The 23893-nt window shown below is 60.4% G+C and carries 20 protein-coding genes and 2 pseudogenes; 9 read left to right on the top strand and 13 right to left on the bottom strand.

Annotation, left to right across the window (positions count from 1 at the left end):
* Nucleotides 1-109: 109 nt before the first annotated feature.
* On the bottom strand, nt 110-478 hold the full coding sequence (locus AK36_RS21915) for a coiled-coil domain-containing protein (RefSeq protein WP_224383386.1): 369 nt from the start codon (nt 476-478) through the stop codon (nt 110-112).
* 65 nt (nt 479-543) lie between these two features.
* A complete protein-coding gene (locus AK36_RS21920; protein ID WP_224383385.1) occupies nt 544-2286 on the bottom strand; it encodes an integrase in 1743 nt (580 codons plus the stop codon).
* 162 nt (nt 2287-2448) lie between these two features.
* Here AK36_RS21920 and istA (AK36_RS21925) point away from each other — a divergent pair, with 162 nt between their 5' ends.
* The 3 genes and pseudogenes from istA (AK36_RS21925) to AK36_RS34365 form a co-directional block, all read left to right on the top strand.
* Complete coding sequence (gene istA, locus AK36_RS21925) at nt 2449-3927, top strand: IS21 family transposase (protein WP_414629667.1); 1479 nt, start codon at nt 2449-2451, stop codon at nt 3925-3927.
* Complete coding sequence (istB, locus tag AK36_RS21930; RefSeq protein WP_045579179.1) at nt 3920-4717, top strand: IS21-like element helper ATPase IstB; 798 nt, start codon at nt 3920-3922, stop codon at nt 4715-4717. Before istA (AK36_RS21925) ends, istB (AK36_RS21930) begins: the two co-directional genes overlap by 8 nt.
* 147 nt (nt 4718-4864) lie before the next feature.
* Nucleotides 4865-5165 (top strand): annotated as a pseudogene (locus tag AK36_RS34365) (PAAR domain-containing protein); the annotation flags it as partial.
* A 92-nt stretch (nt 5166-5257) separates the two neighbouring features.
* Here the strand turns inward: AK36_RS34365 and AK36_RS31565 are convergent.
* Entirely contained in the window at nt 5258-5611 is a 354-nt protein-coding gene (locus AK36_RS31565; protein ID WP_080938711.1) for a BON domain-containing protein, read from the bottom strand.
* A 734-nt stretch (nt 5612-6345) separates the two neighbouring features.
* On the opposite strand from AK36_RS31565, the gene AK36_RS21935 reads away from it, so the two are divergent.
* Both AK36_RS21935 and AK36_RS31570 read left to right on the top strand, forming a co-directional pair.
* A complete protein-coding gene (locus AK36_RS21935; protein WP_045579180.1) occupies nt 6346-7419 on the top strand; it encodes a VIT1/CCC1 transporter family protein in 1074 nt (357 codons plus the stop codon).
* Nucleotides 7420-7509: 90 nt separating this feature from the next.
* Entirely contained in the window at nt 7510-7932 is a 423-nt protein-coding gene (locus AK36_RS31570) for a DUF3331 domain-containing protein (protein ID WP_080938712.1), read from the top strand.
* Here the strand turns inward: AK36_RS31570 and AK36_RS33830 are convergent.
* The 8 genes from AK36_RS33830 to AK36_RS31575 form a co-directional block, all read right to left on the bottom strand.
* Nucleotides 7821-8123, bottom strand: coding sequence for a transposase (locus tag AK36_RS33830; RefSeq protein WP_162486633.1), 303 nt, complete (start codon nt 8121-8123; stop codon nt 7821-7823). The genes AK36_RS31570 and AK36_RS33830 overlap by 112 nt on opposite strands.
* Nucleotides 8124-8433: 310 nt before the next feature.
* Nucleotides 8434-9554, bottom strand: a protein-coding gene (locus AK36_RS21940) for an IS3-like element IS407 family transposase (protein ID WP_106919332.1) whose coding sequence is annotated in 2 segments (ribosomal slippage) — nt 8434-9296 and nt 9296-9554 — 1122 coding nt in all. Because the reading frame shifts where the segments join, the coding sequence is not laid out codon by codon here.
* A 383-nt stretch (nt 9555-9937) separates the two neighbouring features.
* A complete protein-coding gene (locus tag AK36_RS21950) occupies nt 9938-10738 on the bottom strand; it encodes a c-type cytochrome (RefSeq protein WP_045579181.1) in 801 nt (266 codons plus the stop codon).
* Nucleotides 10735-12360, bottom strand: coding sequence for a b(o/a)3-type cytochrome-c oxidase subunit 1 (locus AK36_RS21955; protein WP_045579182.1), 1626 nt, complete (start codon nt 12358-12360; stop codon nt 10735-10737). Before AK36_RS21955 ends, AK36_RS21950 begins: the two co-directional genes overlap by 4 nt.
* Nucleotides 12350-12847, bottom strand: coding sequence for a cupredoxin domain-containing protein (locus AK36_RS21960; RefSeq protein ID WP_371466049.1), 498 nt, complete (start codon nt 12845-12847; stop codon nt 12350-12352). Before AK36_RS21960 ends, AK36_RS21955 begins: the two co-directional genes overlap by 11 nt.
* A 100-nt stretch (nt 12848-12947) precedes the next feature.
* The gene (locus AK36_RS21965; protein ID WP_045579184.1) at nt 12948-13148 is read right to left on the bottom strand and encodes a hypothetical protein; all 201 of its coding nucleotides are present in this window, start codon (nt 13146-13148) and stop codon (nt 12948-12950) included.
* Between the two features lie 9 nt (nt 13149-13157).
* Nucleotides 13158-14429, bottom strand: coding sequence for a c-type cytochrome (locus AK36_RS21970; RefSeq protein WP_045579478.1), 1272 nt, complete (start codon nt 14427-14429; stop codon nt 13158-13160).
* Between the two features lie 68 nt (nt 14430-14497).
* On the bottom strand, nt 14498-15205 hold the full coding sequence (locus AK36_RS31575) for a c-type cytochrome (protein WP_080938714.1): 708 nt from the start codon (nt 15203-15205) through the stop codon (nt 14498-14500).
* Nucleotides 15206-16087: 882 nt separating this feature from the next.
* Here AK36_RS31575 and AK36_RS31580 point away from each other — a divergent pair.
* From AK36_RS31580 to istB (AK36_RS21980), 3 genes are all read left to right on the top strand, one after another.
* Entirely contained in the window at nt 16088-16726 is a 639-nt protein-coding gene (locus AK36_RS31580) for a LuxR C-terminal-related transcriptional regulator (RefSeq protein ID WP_080938753.1), read from the top strand.
* A 285-nt stretch (nt 16727-17011) separates the two neighbouring features.
* Nucleotides 17012-18520, top strand: coding sequence for an IS21 family transposase (gene istA / locus AK36_RS21975; RefSeq protein ID WP_045579479.1), 1509 nt, complete (start codon nt 17012-17014; stop codon nt 18518-18520).
* The gene (gene istB / locus AK36_RS21980; RefSeq protein WP_045579185.1) at nt 18510-19307 is read left to right on the top strand and encodes an IS21-like element helper ATPase IstB; all 798 of its coding nucleotides are present in this window, start codon (nt 18510-18512) and stop codon (nt 19305-19307) included. Before istA (AK36_RS21975) ends, istB (AK36_RS21980) begins: the two co-directional genes overlap by 11 nt.
* 84 nt (nt 19308-19391) lie before the next feature.
* Here istB (AK36_RS21980) and AK36_RS21985 read toward each other — a convergent pair whose 3' ends face one another.
* Nucleotides 19392-22373 carry a Tn3 family transposase gene (locus AK36_RS21985; RefSeq protein ID WP_045579186.1) on the bottom strand — a complete coding sequence of 994 codons (2982 nt, stop codon included), beginning with the start codon at nt 22371-22373 and terminating at the stop codon, nt 19392-19394.
* Nucleotides 22374-22614: 241 nt separating this feature from the next.
* Here AK36_RS21985 and AK36_RS34760 point away from each other — a divergent pair.
* A pseudogene (locus AK36_RS34760) lies at nt 22615-22716 on the top strand (phage integrase family protein); the annotation flags it as partial.
* 56 nt (nt 22717-22772) lie between these two features.
* Here AK36_RS34760 and AK36_RS21990 read toward each other — a convergent pair.
* Nucleotides 22773-23828 (bottom strand): NAD(P)/FAD-dependent oxidoreductase, encoded by a 1056-nt coding sequence (locus AK36_RS21990; protein WP_011880272.1) that lies wholly within the window; start codon nt 23826-23828, stop codon nt 22773-22775.
* Between the last annotated feature and the right edge of the window lie 65 nt (nt 23829-23893).

Genomic DNA, 23893 nt, shown 5'->3' on the forward strand with positions numbered 1-23893 from the left:
TCGGTTTCACGACTTATACATCTCAGCAATCAGCCGTCTTTCCGCGGGGGCAGGATCAATCTGGCGTGCACTTCCACAACGAACAGTTTGTGGCTCCCCAGCATCCGCGTTAAACGCCCCTCCGAGGGGGCAGAACGACGATCTTTCCAGAGGCCGCCGCCTGCAGCGTCGCAACTTCCTGACGTAGTGTTTCATTGATCGAGGCCAGTCTCGCGACGTCGGCAAGTGCAGCGTCTCGCTCGGCGCGCAAGGTCTTCAACTGCTCTCTTGCTACCTTGACTTCTGCGGCCTTGGCGTCGCGCTGCTGCCGAGTGCCCCGACCGACTTGAGCTCGGATCTCTTCAGCGATGTCGGGATACGTGTTGTGGATGAGGCCGGCGCTCACACCCGCCTCGGTGGCGACTGCGGAGATGCTCAGCCTCAGCCCCTTGTTCTTGATCCGCAGCATCGCCAGCTGCAGCTCCTCGCGCGTACTCACTCTGCTCCTGCGACGAGGCGCCGACTCGGTGTGGGGCTCGACGGACGTGGTGCTTGCACGGGTGCTCATTCGCCCTCCAGCGCGGCCGTGTACGCCCGAGCCTGGTCATCGGTGGGCAGCGCGCAGCCGAGATCCTGCAGCACTTGCATCGAGCGCTCGACCGCCCGCCGCGCCTTATCCGCCACCGCGGGACCGCAATCGGTGATCGCCGCTAGCCGCAGGTTGTCCAGGTGGATCATTTGCCACGTAGATGCTTGCCCCTGGTCGACGATGGCCTGCGAGCAGCCACCGCACATTGATGAGTCGTACACCCCTTGGCCGTGGCAGCCGCGCGTGCCACTGATGCACCATGCGTGTCCGGTGCTGCGTAGTTCGACCGACTCGGCCGTTTGTCTCAGCAGTTGCTTGAGGTCTCGCGCGGCACGAGCCCGCGTCTGCATGATCTTCTTGCCGGCGCCACCGCTGAGCAGGGCATCGGGGTGCGCCCAACCTTCCAGCAGCCCCAGCCGCGCCTCGAACATCTCCTCCTCGAACTCACGATATAGCGCGTGATCCTGGTAGGGGCTGGCGGCGTAAAGCTGCGTCCACGACATCGACGCATGTTTGAGTTGCCACTTCAGGAAGACGAGGCCCATTCGCCCCAGACGCGAGTTTGCGACGTTGTAGGCGAAGGTGCGACGGCACTGATGGTTGGCCAGGTCCCACTCCGTCCCGGCAGCGACCGCCAGTTGCTTCAATTGGTAGGCGCAGGAAGTTGAGCTCAGCACCTCGACCCGCGACCCAGTTCCCAAGTGATCAGAGGCTTTCACGTTCAGACCCAACACCAGATGCCGGCCGATCTCACGCACATGGTTCAGGCGGTGTGCGGCTTCAGCTATCTTCATGCCGTTGCCCAGGTGACCGGTGAGATCGGAGCCCTGTGCTAGCATGTCTTCGAGCCATCGTGCCTCGTCGACCAACCGCGCCTGCAGCGGTTCGGCGTAGCGCTGCAGGATCTCGAGCGCGCGGATGGCCTCCGGGGGCACCAAGAAGTCGACCTCGGTTCCGCCGGTCGTCTTGATCTCGCGCGTGCGCACCCAGTGATACGTCATGCCGTTGCGCTGTTCGGTACGCCAACACCCGCTGGTGACACCGGTGCTCTCCGAGTTACGCATTCCCGAAGAGATCTGCAGCAGATACAGGACCGCATTGCGGACCGCGGTTAGCGCGGCGCGATTGGGGGCTCCGACTTCACCCGCGTCTCGAGCTCGGAACAGGTCCTCTGCCTGAGCGAGGTTGGCTTCGCAGTGAGCAAAGAGTATGCGCTGCACCGAGCGCGGAATCACAGGGGTCATGCCGGTGCGGCCCGATGGCCCGCGGTCGCCCTCGTTGCCACCACATACGTCCCAGAGGGCCAGCCCCATCCAGGGGTGCTCGAGCAACGGGTGCAAGACTTCCATGTGGAATGACCACACGAGGTCGATAATCTGCAGCCGTTTATGCACGGACATCGGCTTGAGCGTGCGCCGCAGATCCGTAATGTGGTCAGACAGTTGCAGCGTTCGTACCTGACTGAAGTCGCCCACCCCCAATTGTGCGAGGTGCCTCAGCACCTGGACGGCCCTGTGGCCAATCTCCGCAATAGAGCTACCCGACCACTGCCGCCCACGGGGGCCGCGTCGCTGGGCGCAGTAGAGTGCCGCCTTGGCATCGTCGACCAGCGCGTTCGGCACATCGTCCGGCCAGACGATCTTCGAGGCCGAACCCTTGCGGTTCTTCGCCTCGACCTCCGACGCGAGGTCCCAGACGCGGTCGCCGAAGCGGCTCACTGGGTGCTCGTGGCCAGCGGCTGTTGATGTCCACGCAGAACTGACCCACCTGAGGCTGTAATTTTCATCGAATTTTGACCCACGTGATTGAATGCCCTGCTCAATCTTTGAGCAGGGGATACAGAGGTGATCACGGTGGGCATATTGGCCAAGATCAGGCGGATGTATTTCCGCGAGAAGGTCCCGCTGCGCGAGATTGCCAGGCGCACGGGCCTGTCCCGGAACACGGTGCGCAGCTGGCTTCGGCAAACTGATGCCGTTGAGCCGAAGTACCCGAAGCGCGTCAGCCCGAGCGTCGTCGACGAGTGGGCCGCGCAACTGACGGGCTGGCTGCGGGCAGACAGTCATCGCCCGAAGCATGACCGGCGCACGGCCCGGTTCATGTTCGAGGCCATCCGCGGCGAGGGCTACGCCGGCAGCTACGGCCGCGTCAGCGCCTTCGTGAGACGCTGGCACGAGGAGCAGGCTGAAGCACCGCGCAGGAAGGCCTATGTACCGCTGGCCTTCGAACCCGGCGAAGCATTCCAGTTTGACTGGAGCTGCGAATACGCCTTCATCGGCGGGTTGCGGCGACGCCTGGAGGTCGCCCACGTCAAGCTCAATGCCAGCCGGGCGTTCTGGCTGGTCGCCTATCCGACCCAGAGTCACGAGATGCTGTTCGATGCGCACGCCCGCGCATTCGCCGCGTTCGGCGGCGTGCCGCGCCGCGGCATCTACGACAACATGAAGACCGCCGTGGACAAGGTCGGCCGCGGCAAGGAGCGCGCGGTCAACGCCCGCTTCGAGGCAATGTGCGGCCATTACCTGTTCGAGCCGGAATTCTGCAACCGTGCCGCCGGCTGGGAGAAGGGCATCGTTGAGAAGAACGTGCAGGACCGGCGCCGCCAGATCTGGCACGAGGCTGCGCTACGACGCTGGGAAACGCTGGAGCTTCTGAACGAATGGGTCGCGGGCCAGTGTCGTCAGGCCTGGCAGATGCGGCACCCGCAGTGGCCCGAGCTGACGGTCGAGGACGTGCTGCAGGACGAGCGCACCAGGCTGATGCCCAATCCACGCCCGTTCGACGGCTATGTCGAGCAGACCCTGCGGGTGTCGTCGACCAGCCTCATCCACTTCCAGCGCAACCGCTACAGCGTGCCCACCGAGTATACGAACCAGCTGGTGAGCGTGCGCTGCTATCCGGCATATCTCAGCGTCGTCGCCGACGCCCAGGAGATCGCACGCCACGAACGCAGCTTCGAGCGGCACATGACCTTCTACGACTGGCGCCATTACATCACACTGGTCGAGCGCAAACCCGGCGCGTTGCGCAACGGCGCTCCGTTCGTCACGATGCCACAGCCGCTGCAGCAGTTGCAGCGACACCTACTGAAGCACCAGGGAGGCGATCGCATCATGACGCAGGTGCTCGCCGCGGTGCGCGAACACGGACTCGATGCCGTGCTGCTTGCCGTGCAGGCAGCGCTGGACTCGGGACGCCCCAGTGGGGAGCACGTTCTGAACGTGCTGAGCCGGTTAAAGGCGCCCACCACGAGTACCAACCTCGCGACGACGAAACTCCAGCTTACCGAAGAGCCGGCTGCCGACGTGAGCCGCTACGAAACCCTGCGCGCCAACCCACCGGAGGACCGTCATGTCTAACGACATCGCCGCCCAGCTTAAGGGGCTCAAACTGCATGGCATGGCGAGCACCTGGCCAGAGCTGCTGGCGCAGTCGCGTCACACGGAGTTCGACCCGGAGCGCTTCATGAAGCAGCTGCTGATGGCTGAGACGGCGGAGCGACAGGTGCGCTCGATCGCCTATCAGATGACCGCCGCTCGCTTCCCGGCTCACCGCGACCTGAAGGGCTTCGACTTCGCGCAGGCGCACGTCGACGAAGCGCTGGTTCGAGAACTCAGTGACCTGTCGTTCCTCGCAAGCGCACACAACGTCGTGTTCATCGGTGGCCCCGGCACCGGCAAAACGCACCTCGCCTCAGCGATCGGAATTGAGGCCGTGCAGCGCCACGGCAAGCGCGTGCGCTACTTCTCGACCGTCGAGCTGACCAACGCACTGGAGCAGGAGAAGTCCATCGGCAAACAAGGCCAGATCGCCCATAAGCTGATGTACGTCGACCTGGTAATCCTCGACGAACTGGGCTACCTGCCGTTCAGCCAGACCGGTGGCGCATTGCTGTTCCACTTGCTCTCGAAGCTGTATGAACACACGAGTGTCGTGATCACCACCAACCTCAGCTTCGGCGAGTGGGCGACCGTGTTCGGGGACGCAAAGATGACGACGGCGCTGCTGGACCGCGTCACCCATCACTGCCACATCGTCGAAACGGGCAATGAATCCTGGCGCTTCAAGTCCAGTTCTGCCAAGGCGAAGGCAACCAGAAAGAGAGTAGCAAAAGCCGCAGGCAGTGAGGAGTTATCCACACCGGAATAGATGTACTACGCTGTCTCGGGGTGGGTCAGATTTAGATGAAAACGGTGGGTCAAGATTCGGTGAAAATCAACAAGCGGGCCGCCCACCGTGATGTGCGGTAGCGAATTGGTCCCAAATTCGTCTGACATAACAAACCGAGGGCTGGCGATGACCTACGCGTTTATTCGAGAAGGCGATACGACGTCGCATGGTGGACGTGTACTCGCCTGCAGATCAACGAACATGATGTTCGGCAAAGCCGTCGCGCTGCTTGGCGACATGGTGGCATGTCCGAAATGCGGCGGCGTGTATCTCATCGTCGACGTCAAGGTGAGAAGCATGACCTTCGATGGCCGCCCGGTTGCGACAGAAGGCGACAAGACGGCGTGCGGCGCCTCGCTGATCGGATCGCAAGGGTCTCTGGACATGTCGAGCAGGTTTCGGCGCCGCTGGCGGCGTCGGCGGCGGAATTCCCCAGGCAATGGCGTCGCCGTTGAGAACATAGCATTCGTGTTGTCAAGGCGCGCCAATGCAGTCAAAGGATGCGGTTGGACTCAACCATTAACGTCCTTTTTCGTCCACGGTCAAATTGTTTTTGACCGACGTAACGCCAGGAACACTCTCGGCAACTTTCCCTGCGAGATCGATCTGCGCTTGGTCCGGAGCCATTCCTACTAGCGTAATCTTGCCGCTACGAGCGATGGCATGAACATCAGTGGACTCCAAGCCCTTTTGTTTGTACAACGTCTTCTGAACTCGTTTCGCCAAATCCTTATTTGCTGCTCTAATAGCCGAACGAGAGGGAGCTGTTGCTGAAGGTGCCGCGGTCGTCTCTTGTGCATGAACAACGGGCACGATCGCAGCAATGGCGCTGATGGCGATCGCTGCAGCAACGTAGGTTTTCAAGGATTTCATCTCTAGTCCTTCGGGTGGGTGGAAAAACTGGGTGGGAGAAACTCGAAATGATCGATTGTCGATCAAAGTGCGGCGGGAAATGGGGCCAAACTTTGACGAGCAGTGGTCACGATGTCTGGCAGTCAAATTATCAACTCTTCCTCGGCGGATGCGCACATTCAGGCACGCCGACACCTGTCAGGAATTTCGCTTGCTGAGGCCGGCTGAGGGTGAGGGCTCCATGAACAACGCTGCTCAAGTATTCGTTGCAACTACAACAAACCGATCACAGGTTGAGATCCTTTTGCCCCCATACCTTGGCTCGCAGACTTCTAATCCTGGCGGGAACTGCCCTCGCCCTAGATCAAGAACTTGAATCGCATTTCTCACACGCGCTAATTCCTTCTCGACCGTGTAGTACCAGTTCATAGCCTCCCTGCGTGAATGCACGGATGATTGTGCACGTCGCTTACGGGATACGATTGATTTGACGCAAAGAGATCGACGGAGATCGCTCCTGCGGGAGCGATCTCGGATGCAGATTGTGGACCGCCCCCCTTGCGTGGACATCTTCGGGCCGTAATTTACGGTAGCCGAGGAGGTCAGTCTGAGCGGGACAAGCATTCCAGAATTCACGTCATTCCATCATCGAGTATCGTCCTGCTATTGTCCAATCACTCTGTGGAGCGCGTTCAGCCATGCGATCGTCCAACAAATCAGACATCAATAGGCTTCGAACCAACCTGCGGGACGAGATGGACGGAGCCGCGCTATATGAAGCGCTTGCCGCCGCGGAACCAGACCCATCGCGCCGCGACGTATTTATGCAATTGGCCGAGGCCGAACATGAACACGCGGAAATATGGCGCGCCAAGCTACAGCACCGGGGTGTCGATGTAGCGACCACGAGGCCGACATTCAAAACCAGAGCATTGCGTATGCTTATACGCAGCTTCGGTCCGCGCTTTGTACTGCCGGCGCTCGCCGCCTCGGAGTTCGCCGACCGCGACAAATATGCCAGGCAGACCGATGCGGGGGCACTCTCCGCTGACGAATCCACACACGCGGCGGTCGTCGCCGCCGTCGCGCGGAGCAACCCTTCGGGTGGCGTGAAAGGCTCCGATATCGCGCGCGCGGAGTCATGGCATCGTGGAGCGTCAGGTAACGATTTGCGAGCGGCGGTCCTCGGTGCCAACGACGGTCTCGTGTCGAATTTTTGCCTCATCATGGGCGTTGCTGGAGCCGGCGCCTCCAACAAGACAATCCTTCTGACGGGACTGGCTGGGCTCATTGCTGGCGCATGTTCAATGGCGCTTGGAGAATGGTTATCGGTCACGAACGCGCGCGAGCTCGCGCAAACCCAGATCGCGCGGGAAAGCGAAGAACTCGAGCGGACGCCAAAGGCGGAATTGCGAGAACTCGCGCTTATCTATCAGGCTAAGGGTCTCGACAGAGATGATGCGCATCGAGTGGCCGAGGAAATGATGCGCAATCGTGACAAGGCGCTCGATACCCTCACGCGGGAAGAGCTGGGCCTTGACCCGGAGGAGCTGGGCGGGAATCCCTGGCGTGCCGCTGGCACGTCGTTCGGTTTGTTTGCACTCGGAGCGATTTTTCCAGCCGTACCGTTTTTCTGGTCCCACGGATTGGTGGGCATCGGAATCAGTGCTTCACTCAGCGTGCTTTGCTTGACCGTGATCGGTGCAGTGACCTCGCTGCTCAATGGCCGTTCCCCGTGGTTTTCGGTAATCCGCCAGATCGTGATTGGATGCGTTGCCGCCGGCTTCACGTATGGTGTCGGCGCGCTGCTTGGGGTGTCGATGTCGTGACACCCTACAGGCTACCGGAGCGGTGCGCGCTTCAAATCCTACGATCGAAAAGTTGTGGTATTTTTCCTAATATCGACAGGAGCGCAGAGCATGGGATATGTCTGTCAAAAGCGTGACGCTTGGGCGAAAATCATCGCGAACCTTGACAGACAGAACGACGTGGACTGTTTTACGTCGGTAGGTCCGGTAGTAGACAAGGACCTTAGTGGGACCGACCGATTCAACACGGGTGGATCAGTCACATACGATGTAGTGCGAGTGGTAAAGATTGTTGACCGGCCGTCTCAGGGAACACTGTTAGTTTCGTGGAGCGACGCTCGAAGATGTGTCTACCTTGAGCAGATTTGGAAATTGCGGGTAGCGAATAAACGTGGGCAATGTGTTCTCAGTGGCCGAGAAATTCAGATCGGCTCGACCGTGTTCATGCCATTTTGCCGCCCGCGGCCACTTAATGCTGGTGCGATGATAATCGAGGAAGCTGCACCGAAATTTTTCCACGCTAGCAAAGCGTAGCCTTCCGCCAGAGCCTCCAAATCTGGGTCGGCTCGCAGCGCTGGCGCGGCGATTGGCGAACGATAAGCATGGTGCGGGTGCGCGGCACCGAATACCTTGACCACGCGCGCCAAGGCCGTGTCGAAACCGGCACGCATGTCCAGCGGATCGGTCGCCAGCCAGATCTCGTTGACGCAGATCACCGCATCCACTCGCGTAGACCAAAGCAAAGTTGTCTACATGAACGCCCCCCCTTTGCGCCGGACTTTCGAGTCTTCGAAAAACAGGATGGGCTGCAGCTCTACATTCGGCCTTGTTGCAGCCTGATTCGCTGCGGGCCCCTATGAAATCCGCAGACTCACGCCTCATTCACCTCGCGAGCTGGTCAGGCTCAGACAACTTTTCAGGCTTAGTGAGTCCCAGGTCCTACCTGTCTTGTCATCACGCTCGAATGCCACCGCAACTTTTGACGTTCTGACCTGCCCCCATCAATAGGGCCAATGGGCTTCTAGCAAAGTCCCTTTAAACCAACTCCTGGAAAGCGGCAGGAGTATCCGCGGTTGCCCGATGTTTCGCCGCAAACTCTGACGGCGCAAGGTAGTTCAGTGCGCTGTGCGGCCTTTGCTCGTTGTAGTCCTGACGCCATGCCGCGATGACTGCCCGAGCATGCGCGAGCGTCGTGAACCAGTGCTCGTTAAGGCATTCGTCGCGGAACTTGCCGTTGAACGATTCGATGTACGCATTCTGCGTTGGCTTGCCCGCCTGAATCAACTTCAGAGCGACGCCGTTCGCATACGCCCACTGGTCAAGCGCGCGGCTCGTAAATTCGGGGCCCTGGTCTGTTCGCACCGCCTTGGGATAGCCACGGAAGCGAGCTGCGCGGTCCAATGCCCGAGCGACATACAAACCTGAGATGCCATGGTCGACAACGATGTCGACAGCCTCTTTCGTGAAGTCGTCGACGACGGTCAGGCACTTCACGCGCCGGCCGTTGGAAAGCGCATCCATCACGAAATCGATTGACCACACCTCGTTGGGGGCGCCCGGCAATGCCAGTTGCTCGCGCTCAATCATTACGCCGTGGCGCTTGCGACGGCGCCGCACAGCCAGCCCTGCCTCACGGTACAGGCGATAGATGCGCTTGTGATTGGCGTGCGTGCCTTCGCGTTCTACTAGGGCGTGCAATCGGCGGTAGCCGAATCGACGACGTTCGTGTGCCAACTCCACCAGACGCGCCGCTAGCACCTCATTCTCGTGGTCTGGCTTCGCGTCGTAATGCAGCACGCTGCGAGAAAGCCCGACAAGCCGGCAGGCGCGGCGCTCGGAGATGTTGACCTTCCCCCGAATCGCCGATACTGCTTCGCGTTTGGCTTGCGGGCTCAGGGCTTTCCCTTGACGACGACCTTCAACGCTTCCATATCGAGCATTGCTTCGGCCAGCAGCTTCTTCAGCCGGGCATTCTCCACCTCGAGGTCCTTGAGCCGGCGCGCTTCCGAGACCTCCATGCCGCCGAACTTCGCACGCCAAGTGTAGAACGACGCATCACTGAACCCGTGCTTCCTGCACAGTTCCTTGACCGGCATACCGGCCTCGGCTTCCTTCAGAAACCCGATGATTTGCTGTTCCGTAAAGCGCTTCTTCATGTTCGTCTTCTTCTCCGAAAACGAACTTTACTAGACTCCGGCTGGCCCTGTTTGCAGGGGGCAGGTCATTTGCTGGCCACACTCCGATGATGCAGCAGTACCTGCGCCTTATCTGACAAGACTCAAATCGGAAAGCTACGCTGATAGGCAGGCCAACATTTTCAAAGTGACAGTATTGCAGCTCGTGGCAACGGAGCGTGAACTGAGTCAGAGGGTTCAGCTAATCGCGCGGGCGTCTGCCTCTTGATGACGACGTTACGCAGTTGCGGCCAGATTAGTTTGAGCACGGCCTCGCCGGACCGAAAATGGCCCACGCCTTGACCAACTTCCGAAGCAGCATCTCCACGCGACTCGATAGCATGAGTGCCAGATGCAGTTTTCCGTTATGGTCGACCGGAGTAAAACTTTGCGGCCGCTTCGATCTCGTCGCGAGTCATATGTCTCGCAACGTTGCGCATTTGCTCGCTGGTATCGTTATGTCGTTCGCCTGCAGCAAACGCCAATAGTTGCTGGCGTATGTAGACGAGCGGCTCACCCTCCAACCACGGCGCACCTAGCTTGTTTTCAGCGGCTCCGTGACAAGAAGCACAGGGAGCAATATTCCGCATCGGGGAACCCGTCGCAACGATAGCGGGTGCCGGCCCTGCAGACGCGCCGACCCGAACGCGAGGCAGCGAGGCGTAATATGCCGCCAAGTCCTTCATGTCCTGGTCGCTCAAATTCGTAGCCATCGGGGTCATCACGGCGTTCGTGCGCGCCCCGCTCTGGAAGTCTTTCAACTGCTTATACACAACACTTTCGTACTGCCCCGCGAGATTCGGCGAATTTGCGAAGCTAAGTCCCTGCGGCCCATGACACATCGTGCATCGCAGTGAGAGCGTCGCACCGCGTCCGATCGAAAGTCCATCCGTTCCCGCGAAGGTCTGCGGAGTAAGCACTGCCGTGCTTGTCTTCGTGGAAGAAACCACAGGCTGCGAGACGAGCCATTGCTGCGGCACCCCGGCCGCGCTACAGATCGCGTTCCACAGTCCTTTGAACTGCGGGTCGGTCTGGGCCGACGGTAACCACACGAACCCTATCAGGGCCGAGACGCCGGCAACTGCGACTGTCAGCCCTACGCTCACGGTGAACCAACGGTTGCGCAGCGAGAACAGGCGCGCTTCGGGTGGCGGTGGTGTCCTCATCGCTGCCCTCCGATCCAGACGGCCGGCACGGAAGTCTGCTGGAGCGCCAACAACTGCGCAATCGGGTAGCCATAGTTCACTACGGTAAGTCCGATCATCAGCGCGATCCAGAGTCCGAAGCTATTGAGCGCAACCGGGAGGGTACGAGGAGGATGCACTGCCACGCTAAATTGGAAGCGACGCGCGGGTTCAATTGCGCCCCGGTGCCCCCTTGCAAGCACGATGAAGAACAATACCGCCGAAGCGACCAGAATCAGAGCACCGACGAACGAGAGCACGACGGTGATAGCCTCGGGCGCAATCGCGGGGTCGCTGTAGTCGAAAAAAGCCATGCGACGCGGCATACCGAGGATGCCGGCATAGTGCCACGGGAACGTCGTAACGATCATCCCGACAAACCACGTCCAGAGCTGCCATCGAATGAGCCGCACGCTCGTAAGCGAGCGACCTGTGAGTTGCGGCCATAGTTCGTAGGCAATCGCAAAGTACATGATGACGATGGCGCCGCCGAAAATCAGGTGGAAGTGCCCCGTGATCCATTGCGTGTTATGGATCGTCGAGTCGAGCTGGTAGCTCATGTTGATAAGGCCGCCGGCGCCACCGAACCCCAGCATCACGAACGAGAACGCCACAGCCAGCATCATCGGCTCGTGCCACGGCAGCGCGCGTATCCAGCCAAACGCGCCCTTGCCGCCGCGCAGTCGGCCTGCAATTTCCACGGACGCGCAGATCGTGAAGACCGTGAGCAGCGTGGGCACCGCGACGAGCGCCGTAAACACGGACTGCAGGAACTTGAAGCCCGATCCCACTTGAGGGTCCGCGAACAAATGGTGAATGCCGATCGGCATCGCGACCACGAGAAAGAGGATGAACGAGATGCGCGCCATCTCATCGCTGTAGAGCCGGCCTCCCACGGCGCGCGGCACGAGCGTGTAGTACGCGATATAGGCCGGCATCAGCCAAAAATAGACGATGGCGTGCAGCGTCCACGAAAAGAATACGCGCGCGAGGCCCGAATCGATGGTGGATTTGAGACCCAGCGCGACCGGCAGAATCTGAAACAGGATTTCGATGGCGGCGCCCACCGCCGTCCATGCCCACAGGTACGAGCCCGCGACGTTCGCGAACATGGGCAGCGGCACAGGCGTACCTGGATTCGCCTTCTTCCAGACATGCAGGTTCACGGACATGAGTGCCACCCAAATCCATGATCCGACCACCACGAGTACCACGCCAATGTAATAGAACGGGTTGCCGATCATGGGCGGATAAAACGTGTAAAGCACCGAGGCACGACCCATCGATACCGGCACCATCGCAACGATTGAGCCTACCGCTACGAGCCACCAGCCGGCCCATGCCCACCGCTTCCCGACCAGCCGCTGCGCAAGCGAGAGCTCCGTGATCGCATAGCCGAACCCCATAGCGATTAGTGTCGGAAATACGTACGCCATCACAGAGCCGTGCGCCGTCACCGAACGGTAATACAGCTCAGGCGCGGACAACCAAGCATGCAGCGGACTGCGCACGTACATTTGCCACGCGCCCAACAGCAGCGCCACCCCGAAGGTCGCGAAAGCGAACCAGAAATGTGCGAGCACGAGTCGTCGGTTATTTAACACAGCTGAGCCTCCGTGCGCCGGCCGCAAGTTTGTCGAATTCGGTGACGTCGATCACCTTCACATTTGCCCACATGCCCTCGTGCCCCGTCCCGCAATACTCGTGACACGGCATCAAGTGGTCCCCCGGCTCACTGAACGTACTGCGGAACGTGGAGATATAGCCCGGCTCGACCATCGAGTTAATGTTTGTATTCGCGATGAGGAAACCGTGAACGACATCCGCGCTCGTGATCCTGAATGTGACAGGAGTACGGGCCGGCACGAGAATACATTGTGGCGTGAATGAATACTGCTGTGCGACCACGCGCACCGTCACCGAACCGTCCGCCTCGCGTGCGGTCCCGAGGTTGCTTTCTACAAATTCTCCGGACACGTGGAGGGTGGTCGGATCGATGGTTTCCACTCGCGACGGGGGCATCATTGCCCAGTGCAAACCGGTGAAGATCACTATTGCGACAAGCAGCAGTACAAGCGCCACCGAGAACATGGCCCAGCGCCGCTCAGTACGGACTGCTATTGCGTGGCTGTCGGCATGATTCGCCGGCGCCGTCGGAGGCGTGTTTTGGGTGTTCGACATGGGCTCGGATTTACTGGAGGACGCCGCGAGGCAAAAACACCAGAAAGTAGAACGCAAACCACATAGCGATCACGATAATCGTCGCGATCCCGGCCAGCGCAAGTGCGCCCTTCGGGCCCGTGCGCACGATGTCATCGACGTGCTGCTCGTCGTCGGATAGCCGCCCGGCGATCTGTGATCGGGGCGTTCCTTCCTCAGTTGAGTCGCTCATGGATTCCCCTCAATACAGCGGCGCCGAACGCAATGCGTTGGCATCTTTGGCTGAGACAGGCATGCCGCGGTTACCCCATGCAGTGCGGATGAACGTGACGACTGCAGCCACTTCGTCGTCGGACATCGATTGAGCGAACGGCGGCATACCGTAAGGCATGGGATTCTTCGCAGTGCCCGGTGCGTAGCCGCCGTTGAGCACCATCCGTATCGGATTCACGGCGGACACCATCTGGATAGACTGATTGTTCGCGAGCGGCGGGAAATCGGGTAGCTTTCCTTCGCCGTTCTTACCGTGGCACGTGGCGCACTGTGAATCGTAAATCTTGCTGCCGGCTCTGAAGAGTCGATTCCGCTCATCGCGTGACATTGATGAAGTGGGTTCGGCGGCCCCCTCGCCACCGTGCTGCGGCAGTGATTTCAGATAGACGGCCATCGCACGAACGTCGTCGTCTGAAAGGTACTGAAGACTGTCGTACACAACTTCGGCCATCGGACCGTAGACAGCGCCACGCCGCGACACCCCCTTCTGCAGCAGGTCAGTAATGTCTGCAATGCTCCACGCGCCGAGGCCCGCCTCTCGACTAGACGTGAGTGATGGCGCGTACCAATCCTGCATTGGAATGAGGCCACCTTCAAATGCCTTGGACTCCGAACTGCCACCCAGCGCATTTATCGCGGTATGGCACATCGAGCAGTGTCCGAGGCCTTGTACGAGATATGCTCCACGATTCCATTCAACGGACTTTTCGTGATCGGGCTTGTATACACCCTCGCGAAAATACAGCGTTCGCCAGCCAAGCAGCAACTCGCGATTGTTGTATGGAAACCTCATATCGTGCGGGCGATTCGGCCGCCTGACGGGCGGCACGGACATCAGGTAAGCGTAGATCGCATCGCTATCTTCGCGTGTGACCTTCGTGTATGCAGCGTAGGGCATTGCGGGATACAGGATGGAGCCATCGCGGGAACGTCCCGTGTGCATCATCGCGTAGAACTCGTCGGAACTCCATCGGCCGATCCCAGTTTCGGCGTCTGGTGTGATGTTCGGTGAGTACAACGTCCCGAACGGAGTGGGCATTGCGCGACCGCCCGCGAAGAGTTTGTCGCTGGGTTGCGTATGGCACGCTATACAGTCGCCGGCACGCGCGAGATATTCACCCCGTTTGATGACGTCCACCTTGGCGGAACCGTCTTGCGCCGCCGCGAGCTTCGGGTGCGCAATTATCAAGGCCGCAGAGGCGGCGACCGTGGTCAAGCAAACGCGTAGAGCCTTGCTCATCCGGGTAACCGGAAGTGAACCGAACGAACGACTGAACCGGAAAGGCCTGATACGCACCGTGAGCTCCGTCATTGAGGTACGCTCCCGCAAGCGATCGGCAACTTCACGCTTCCCGCAGTCGCAGGTGCCGAGTTTGCCGCACCGGGCAATGACGAGAGCCAGGCGGCGACGGCAGTGATGTCGTCGTTACCAAGACGCGAGGCGATGTCGTGCATACAGTCTGGTGCTGTCGAAACTCGCGTTCCGTAGCGCCAGGCGCCGAGTTGGGCACTGATATATTGCGCATGGAGGCCGAGCAACCCAGGAATGGCCGGCTCCATACCCGTAAGCGCTGCGCCGTGACAAGCAGCACAAGCCGGGATGTTGCGCGTACGGTCGCCGTCATTCACGAGCTGCTTGCCGCGCCGCAGTAGTTCCGCGCTGACGGCAGGGGCTGTGGCAGGCGGGTACGGTGGATGCTGGGCTGCGAAGAAATCGGCGATCTTTCTTAGATAGGCGTCCGGTAGATACGCCAAGAGATAGTTCATTGGCGGGTACTGGCGCTGGCCATCGCGGAATGCCTTGAGCTGATTGAACAAGTACCCGGAAGGCTTACCCGCCAGACGGGGAAAGTAATCGTTATTGGTGCCCTCCCCGGCTTTGCCATGGCATGCCGCACATGCAAGCACCCGTGCTTGCATGGTGTCCGGCGCGCGTTCCGTGGGTCTATCCTGCCCGAAGACAAAGCAGGAGGGAACGGCGCACAACAGTATGGCTCCTGCGAGTCTTCTCAGCATTGTTCGCAACGCCTGTTGTCATGGCTGTCTGATGATTCTAGACATCAGTATCCGTAAACCGCAAGTTCGAAAACCAGCGGCGGCGGCTACAAATTGCCCAACGTCCATTTCCGCACCGGTGCGGTTTACCCCCCACGCCGTCATCGTCGTCTGCAGCAAACCCGGCTACCGAGCCAATATGGTCACTTGGTCCCGACATCGCCCCCTGGCGCGAAAGCCAGCGACGTACCCCTCTATCCAAGAAAGCGGCGAATGAACCGTGCCTCAACGTCGTCGGCGGGCGCCGGCGACCCGGCAGCACGTCTCCCCGGCGAGGGGTCGGGCTAAGGCCGTCAGGCTGCATCGAGCGTCGTAGGATGATGGTGAAAAAACATTGCCATGAGGACAGCGAGCCGACGAAGAGTCAGCTTGATCGGCCGGTTGAACATCACGGAACCAGTTGCTCCACCGAGCCATTGTCGAAACGACCGCCGGCACATCTCAGCGGCATCACACCCGCACATCGAAGCGCCTCCCACATATCGCCGACTATGTCTCCGTCGCCGAATTCAGCACGACGCACTACCAGTCCCGCAATCGGCTCGTTCCAGCCGATTCCCGCATACACACGATCACGGATGGGATCCTTAAGCGCGTCTCGCCACAGTCGGAAAACAGAACGTCTGCCTCAGAAATTGTTCAGTTTAACAACGATTTAGTTTGACATTTATCAAGCCGCGCGTTTACAGTTTCGCATAGGCATCTTTTATGCGGGACATGTCAGGCATGGATATCAATACCAAACCGAAGCAATAAGGCGCCGTATTCAGGCATTGCATGGTTCATATAAGCCGACGTGTCGGTTTGCAAGTCACGTCCGAGAGAACACAACGAGGGTTCAGCGTGAAAAAAGTACTTCTCGCGGAACGTCATGCAATTACGCGTGACGGCATTCGGTACATCCTTCAAGAAACTGGAGAGTACCAAGTCGCTCGCGAGTTGTCTGATGGTGACACACTGATTGCAGCAATCCAAGATGAGACATTCGACATTGCGATCGTCGACCTCACTAGTATAGGTGCGCCCTCGATTGAATTGATCAGTCAAGTCGTCGCCTTCACCCCAATGATGCGAGTCCTTGCACTATCCAGCACGGCCGAGCCGATTTATGCAAAGTCTGTGTTTAGTGCCGGCGCATCGGGCTTCGTGACGAAAGACAGCACCGCAGCCGAATTGGTCCGAGCGGTGCAGTCGGTGTTAGCCGGGCAGAGGTACATGAGCGCACAAGTCGCAGAGCGCATGGTTCGTACGATTGATATTCCTCCCGCCGCACAGTTGCATGCGCGCTTGACCGCCCGCGAGAAGGAGGTACTCAAACGACTGGCGTGTGGTGACGGTATATCGGAAATTGCAAGCCGTCTGGGCATCAATGCAAAAACTGTCAGTACATACAAAGCACGTCTACTTAAAAAGCTAGAACTCCGCACCGAAGCAGCATTGATACGGTACGCACTCGAGCATCAAATTGCCGATCGAGACTGAGCGCGTCGGCTTTCATCCGGCCTTTCGACCAGAATCTCTCGATGACCGCACGGCGTTGATCGTTTCGGCCAATCATTCGGGTCACGTGAGCGTCGTGCACCATCCTCACTGCACTAACCCTGAAATGGGATGAACTTTTAGCACACGATTGAGAAAAAATTGCCACACGTGTGTTAACGCGCGCGCAGAATCGACCCACCTGACGGTGTGATTTGCACCGAAATTTGACCCACGTGATTGAATTTCCTGCTCAATATTTGAGCAGGAGATACAGAGGTGATCACGGTGGGCATGCTGGCCAAGATCAGGCGGATGTATTTCCGCGAGAAGGTGCCGTTGCGGGAGATTGCGCGGCGAACGGGGTTGTCCCGAAACACGGTACGGACATGGCTAAAACAGCCGGAAGCGGCAGAGCCGAAGTACCCGAAACGGGTCAGTCCGAGCGTGGTGGACGAATGGGCCGGGCAGCTTGAGGAATGGCTGCGCACGGACAGCCACCGCCCGAAACGGGACCGGCGCACGGCGCGGTTCATGTTCGAGGCGATCCGCGCGCAGGGATTCAGCGGAAGCTATACGCGCGTGAGCGAGTTCGCGCGACGCTGGCGCGAGCAGCAGACGCAGGCTCCGCGCCGACAGGCCTACGTGCCGCTGGCGTTTGAGCTGGGCGAGGCCTTCCAGTTCGACTGGAGCTGCGAATACGTCTTCGTCGGCGGACTGCGCCGACGCCTTGAGGTCGCCCATGTGAAGCTGAACGCGAGCCGCGCGTTCTGGCTGGTAGCCTACCCGACCCAGAGTCACGAGATGCTGTTCGACGCGCACGCGAAGGCGTTCGCCGCGTTCGGCGGCGTACCGCGCCGGGGCATCTATGACAACATGAAGACGGCCGTGGACAAGGTCGGGCGTGGCAAGGCGCGCACGGTCAACGCCCGCTTCGAGGCGATGTGCAGTCACTACCTGTTCGAGCCGGAGTTTTGCAATCGCGCGGCCGGGTGGGAGAAAGGCATCGTCGAGAAGAACGTGCAGGATCGGCGTCGGCAGATCTGGCATGAAGCGGCCCAGCAGCGCTGGGCGTCGCTGGAAACGCTGAACGACTGGGTGTCGCAGCGGTGCCGCCAGGCTTGGCAGATGCGGCATCCGCAGTGGCCGGAGTTGACGGTCGAGGACGTGTTGCAGGACGAGCGCACGCGCCTGATGCCGAACCCGCGTCCGTTCGACGGCTACGTCGAGCAGTTCCTGCGCGTGTCGTCGACCGGCCTGATCCACTTCCAGCGCAACCGCTACAGCGTGCCGACCGAGTTCGTGAACCAGCTCGTGAGTGTGCGCAGCTATCCGGCGTGGCTAAGCGTGGTCGCCGACGACCGGGAGATCGCCCGTCACGCGCGCAGCTTCGAGCGGCACATGACGTTCTACGACTGGCAGCACTACATCACGCTGGTCGAGCGCAAGCCCGGTGCGCTGCGCAACGGCGCACCGTTCGCGACGATGCCGCAACCGCTTCAGGACTTGCAGCGGCATCTGCTGAAGCATCCCGGCGGGGATCGCGTGATGACCGAGGTGCTGAGCGCGGTGCGCGAGCACGGACTCGATGCGGTGTTGCTGGCCGCGCAGACCGCGCTCGACTCGGGCCGCCCCAGTGGCGATCACGTCCTCAACGTATTGAGCCGCCTGAAGGCTCCGGCCGACCGGAAGGTCATGGCCGTCACCGCACTCAACCTGAACGAAGAACCTGTCGCGGATGTCGGCCGCTATGAACGCCTGCGCGCAACCGAACCGGAGCACCGCCATGTCCAATGAAGTCATCGCCCGCCTCAAGGAGCTGAAGCTGCACGGCATGGCCAGCAGCTGGGCGGAACTGTATGCGCAGTCCCGCCACACTGAGTTCGACCCGGAACGCTTCATGCAGCAGTTGCTACTGGCCGAAGGGGCCGAGCGCGAAGTGCGCTCGATTGGTTACCAGATGGCGGCAGCCCGCTTCCCGGCGCACCGCGACCTCAAGGGCTTCGACTTCGCGCAGGCGCGTGCCGATGAAGATCTGATCCGTGAGCTGTACCAGATGAAGTTCCTCGACAGCGCGCACAACGTCGTGTTCATCGGTGGGCCGGGCACGGGCAAAACCCATCTGGCCACGGCCATTGGCATCGAAGCCGTCCAGCGGCACGGCAAGCGTGTGCGGTACTTCTCCACGATCGAGCTGGCCAACGCACTGGAGCTGGAAAAAGCCGCGGGCAAGCAGGGGCAGCTCGCGCACCGGCTCACGCACGTCGATCTGGTGATTCTGGACGAGATGGGCTATCTGCCATTCAGCCAGACCGCCGGGGCACTGCTGTTCCACCTGCTCTCGAAGCTGTACGAGCGCACCAGCGTGGCGATCACGACCAACCTGAGCTTCGGGGAATGGGCCAGTGTGTTCGGCGACGCCAAGATGACCACGGCGCTGCTCGACCGGCTCACGCATCACTGCCACATCGTTGAAACCGGAAACGAATCGTGGCGCTTCAAGGAGAGTTCGACCAAGGTCCGGGCAACCCGGAAAAAGACCGTCAGGGAGGCGGACAACGCAGAGTTATCCACAACGCGGTAGATGTATTACGCTGTCTCGGGGTGGGTCAAATTTAGATGAAAACGAGGGTTGGCCGGGATTCGTGAAATTTTCGCCAAAATGAACCTAAGCAGCTGATTCAAAAGAGAAATCGATACTCGGATCGAGTGGCGCCGCCCTCCGCTGGAGATCCAGCAGATAGGAGCCGAGCCGGTTGATGTGTTCACGTCGATACGGCGAGAGTGCTTGCAACACTTCGGCATCGATCGGCAGGCCCTTGTCCTGCAGCATCTTGAGCTTGCGCGAAATCCACTGCACGTTGTACAGAATCACCATGTTCGCGACGAGCTGGTTGTACTTGATGACCTTGCGCTGCTCGTGCCGGATATTTTCGGCGATCACTTCCCCGCCGAACATCAGCCACTTCGCGAAGTCGTTGAACTGCTCGCTTTTGTTCGTCGCCGCGTGGATGGTCTGGCGCATTTCCGGGTCGTTGATGTAGCGCAGCAGGAACATCGTGCGGATCACGCGGCCGAGTTCGCGGAAAGCAAAGTACAGCTTGTTCTTGACGCTCTCGGAACCGAGGCGGCGCAGGATTGTCGACGGCGTCATCCGTCCGGCCTTGATTGAGACCGCAACGCGCAGCATGTCGGGGAAATGCCGTTCGATCAGCCCCCAGTCGATGCTGGCCCGAAACAGCGACTCGATGTTCTTGTAGCGCCGGCGCCGATCGGCCTTGTAGAACACCAGCTCCTTGATATCGCGAATACGCGGCATCAGGTTGATCCCGAGCAGATGCGCGAGCGCGAACACCGGCGCGCTTTGTGCGTGCGTGTCGCCATGCACGGTGTCCGGCTGCACCTCGGAGGCATTCTTGATCAGGCCATCGAGGATGTACACCGCCTCGTGTACGCCGCACGGAATGAAGTGGCTGAACAGCGCGATATACATGTCGGACACGTGGTAGTAGCCGATCCCGCCATAGCCGCCGTAGCGGATATGGTATTCCGACAGCAGGTTCTGCTCGTACAGATTCCACTTCGTCCCATCCGCCGACACGCGCTTGCCCGAGCCCCAGAATTTCGGCAGCGCGAACTGGTTGTACGCGTTGATCACCTTGACGGTCGCCTTGTCGAGCCGTTCTTCGGTGACATGCTTCAGGTTCAGCCACGCGACCTGCTTGCGGCTCAGATTCTTGACCGAGCGCGCTGTCTGTGTTGGCCCGAGATTGCAGCCGTAGCAGAACAGCGTCGTGATAAAGCGCTTGCGCGGATCGTCGACCTTCGCCTCGAATCCCGAGAGCGGCCCGAAGAGCCGATGCAAATCGAGCCATTGCTCGGTTTCGGTGAGGATATCCAGGATGCTAACCGGTCGCATCGAAGCCGTGATCGCCTGGTCAATCAGGGTCCGGTTGGGCGGGTCGGGTTTCTTGTCGAGCCGATGGAGAATGAGACCCTGTGCACTGATCTCGACGTGGTCGTTTTCCGGGAAACCCGCGTCGGCCTTGTCGGCCAGCGCGCCGAGTTCGTCCTTCAGATGCTGGGCGAAGGCCCGACCATCGACCGGGAAGTCGACGTGCTCACTATAGCGCGGCAATTCCTCGCGGAATTCGTCCCACGACACCTGGTGTTCGCGCGGGTCGTCGTATTGATCGCTGCCCTCGACAAAAACGTCGCCGGAATTGAGCTCCCGCATGACCTGGCTGAACACGCAAAGCTCGAAGTACTTCCGGTGCAGCAGGCGTGCCGATTGGCCATCCGGCAACACGCATCGCTCCCACTTTTCCGGGAGCCAGTCGAGCGGCAACTCTGCGAGATCGGCGTCGCTGAGCAGCAGATACTCCCGTCGCGACGACCGGAGCCGCTTGATCCAGTCGAGCGCTCGAAGCAAAGCGTCGTCCTGCGAACTGGATTTCAGCGACAGTTGCTCGACGCACTGAAACAACAACGACCGCAGGTTTTTGTACGGGGCAAGCAGGAATGGGAAGATGTGATTGCCGGCCTGCGCGATATGCTCGTTGCAGCGGATTAGCACGGCATCGGGATCGCCGTTCAACGCGGCGCGCATCTGCGCGATACGCATGGCCGCGGGCGTTTCGTCATCCTGCAGCACGTTCAGGACGTCGCGGAACTGACTGACGAGCGACTGCAATTGGTCGGCGTGCGCAAGCTGGTACTGCTGAAGTCGCAGCTTGGCGGTGTGCTCGAGGTTGCGCACCGTCTTGATGAAAATCTCGGCGACGTCGTCGAGCGCCTTCTGGCGTTGCGCGAGCATGAACAGTAGCGCGAGCGTGTAGCGCTTGGCGGGCTTGAGCGCCCGCATTTCGTGCACGTCGAGCGCGCGTGCTTCGGTGACGAACTGCATGCGCTTCGCAACCGAGAGCATGTTCGGCACGGGCGGCAAGCCGTCCGCCACCGCGTTCATGGCTTGAATGTGCTCGAGGAAACTCGCGATCTCGCGTGGTCCGGGGCGCTTCGGTTCGCGCTTGAGCTCGTCCCACTGCGTTCGCCCGCGCCGGACAAGAAACAGCGCGTCGACACGGGCCTTCAGCTCATCATCGAGAGAGTCGACGAAGGCACGATAAATCGACTCATGGAGCTGACTGCGGGCGTGGCCGGCGATCCGCGTGAGCGTCGCGAGGGGCGGCAGTTCGTAGCGGCGCCGCACCAACTCTTCCAGCATCACGTTGACGATATCGGGCAATTCCGCCTTGGTCCGGGCCGCATGAGCCGCTAACTCAGCCAGCCATGCGTGGACTGCGCTGTCGACAGGGAGAATCCGGACGAACTCGCGCAGGATTTTCTGGTGCCGGGATTTGCTGCCCGAGCGGTCGTAGCGCGCGAGAGTTGTGCGCGGTAGCGGACGGACGCCGAGCACCGCGCACACGTGTTCGATGATGGCGGGCGGAACTTCCGAGATCACCGGCATGTACCCGAGGCGCTGTAGCAGCTTAAGTTGCGCAAGGATCAGCACGCGGGTAGGCGCTTGGCGGAACTGGCCGAAGACGAACCGGATCTCCGCCGTGTTGGGTGTGTAGACCGTCCGCAATTCCGCGTCCTCCAGCTCCGCCGGGAGTACCGGGTACGCAGGTTCGTGAATTTTGGTCATCGATGCAGCCTAGATACTCGAAGTCTCGGCATTGTTGATCGATCAGTGTTTCGGGAACTTGAGGTGCCCCGATAGCACCGCTGCGGCGAGGTCGGCATCGCTCATGCATATGATCCGGTCGATGGTGCCCTGAGACAGTTCGTCGACCAGTGGAGAATCTGATCCTGCAACGCCGATAGCTGATCGGCCCATGCCGTCAGTTGCGGGCATGTCGCGCTGTTCAGGCGTCGAGACCTCGGACTACCGAAAAGAGGCCGAACGCCTGATTCTGTGGGCGCTCGTTGAGGGCAGTTGCGCACTGTCGTCGCTCACCATCGACGATGCGATCGCCTATCGAAGCTTTCCACAAGTGTGGTCGGTGGATATGCGTGTAAAGCGTGGTGACATCTCGGGCCTCAGCTACGGATGAACGGCGGCCACGCGCTCGGCAAGCTTTGCGTCGTAGCTCGAGTGCACATGCACACGCTTCTTGTCGGGAAATGCATAATTGTATGCCTTGCGCAACGCGAGCGAGGCCTCATGAAACCCGCACAGGATCAGCTTCTGCTTGTTTGGGTAGCAGGCAATGTCGCCTGCCGCGAAGATACCTGGCCGCGAGCTTTCGTAGTATGACGTATCGACGACAATCCGTCCGGCCTGTATGGCGATTCCCCAGTTGACGATCGGACCCAGGTCCGCGACAAGTCCGTACAGCACGAGCAATTGGTCGGCGTCGAGGCACACAGAGCCGCCAATCTGGCGAACTTCGATCGATTCGAGCGGCCCCACGGGCGAATTCAGCCGGGCAATCGTGCCGACCACGAAATCCATCTCACCCGCCGCGACCGCCTGACGCAACCGGGCGACGCTCGAGTCTGTCGCGCTGAAGCCGCTGCGTCGATGAACGAGCGTGACGTGCCGCGCGACTGAGCGCAGCGCCAGCGCCCAGTCGAGTGCGGAGTCGCCGCCGCCCGCGACCACGACGTTCGTCCCGGCTAAGCCGTTCATGTCGGAGACTCTGTAATGGACGTACCGGCCTTCAAGGCGTGCCGCCTCGTCGAGGGCCAGCCGCTGTGGCACGAACGCGCCGTTGCCGGCGGCAATCAGGATCGCCGCAGCGTCAAACGTATGCCCCTTGTCGGTGCGGGCAAGCCATCGACCGCCCTCGAGCGGATCGAGCCTCTCGATGCGCTGACCGAGATGCATCGGGGGATTGAAGGGCCGGCATTGTTCAACGAGGCGATCGACGAGATCGCGCGCGGTGCACGACGGTACCGCCGGGATATCGTAGATCGGTTTGTCTGGGTACAGTTCGATGCACTGGCCACCGGGGCGCTCGATCCCGTCGACAATCTGGCACGAGAGTCCGATTACGCCTGCCTCGAACGCGGCGAACAGGCCCACGGGACCTGCTCCGACGATCAGCACGTCGGTTCGTAAAGGATTCGAGACCGACGAATTTTCCGAGGATGTCACGTGAGTTCCTCATGGATGTCATGCGGGGCGCACCATTGCGCCCGCCGTCTTTCCCCTTACCGAGC

Origin of the sequence: Burkholderia vietnamiensis LMG 10929 (assembly GCF_000959445.1) — a bacterium.
In the GTDB taxonomy this organism is placed as follows: Bacteria; Pseudomonadota; Gammaproteobacteria; order Burkholderiales; family Burkholderiaceae; genus Burkholderia; species Burkholderia vietnamiensis.

Excerpts from the sequence above, each read along its gene's own strand:
- istA (WP_414629667.1), top strand. The coding sequence starts at position 2,449 with ATGTATTTCCGCGAGAAGGTCCCGCTGCGCGAGATTGCCAGGCGCACG.
- AK36_RS21965 (WP_045579184.1), bottom strand. The coding sequence starts at position 13,148 with ATGAGCGACTCAACTGAGGAAGGAACGCCCCGATCACAGATCGCCGGG.
- AK36_RS21970 (WP_045579478.1), bottom strand. The coding sequence starts at position 14,429 with ATGAGCAAGGCTCTACGCGTTTGCTTGACCACGGTCGCCGCCTCTGCG.
- istB (WP_045579185.1), top strand. The coding sequence starts at position 18,510 with ATGTCCAATGAAGTCATCGCCCGCCTCAAGGAGCTGAAGCTGCACGGC.
- AK36_RS21960 (WP_371466049.1), bottom strand. The coding sequence starts at position 12,847 with ATGTTCTCGGTGGCGCTTGTACTGCTGCTTGTCGCAATAGTGATCTTC.
- AK36_RS31565 (WP_080938711.1), bottom strand. The coding sequence starts at position 5,611 with ATGAAATCCTTGAAAACCTACGTTGCTGCAGCGATCGCCATCAGCGCC.
- AK36_RS21985 (WP_045579186.1), bottom strand. The coding sequence starts at position 22,373 with ATGACCAAAATTCACGAACCTGCGTACCCGGTACTCCCGGCGGAGCTG.
- AK36_RS31575 (WP_080938714.1), bottom strand. The coding sequence starts at position 15,205 with ATGCTGAGAAGACTCGCAGGAGCCATACTGTTGTGCGCCGTTCCCTCC.
- istB (WP_045579179.1), top strand. The coding sequence starts at position 3,920 with ATGTCTAACGACATCGCCGCCCAGCTTAAGGGGCTCAAACTGCATGGC.
- AK36_RS31570 (WP_080938712.1), top strand. The coding sequence starts at position 7,510 with ATGGGATATGTCTGTCAAAAGCGTGACGCTTGGGCGAAAATCATCGCG.
- AK36_RS21950 (WP_045579181.1), bottom strand. The coding sequence starts at position 10,738 with ATGAGGACACCACCGCCACCCGAAGCGCGCCTGTTCTCGCTGCGCAAC.
- AK36_RS21935 (WP_045579180.1), top strand. The coding sequence starts at position 6,346 with ATGGACGGAGCCGCGCTATATGAAGCGCTTGCCGCCGCGGAACCAGAC.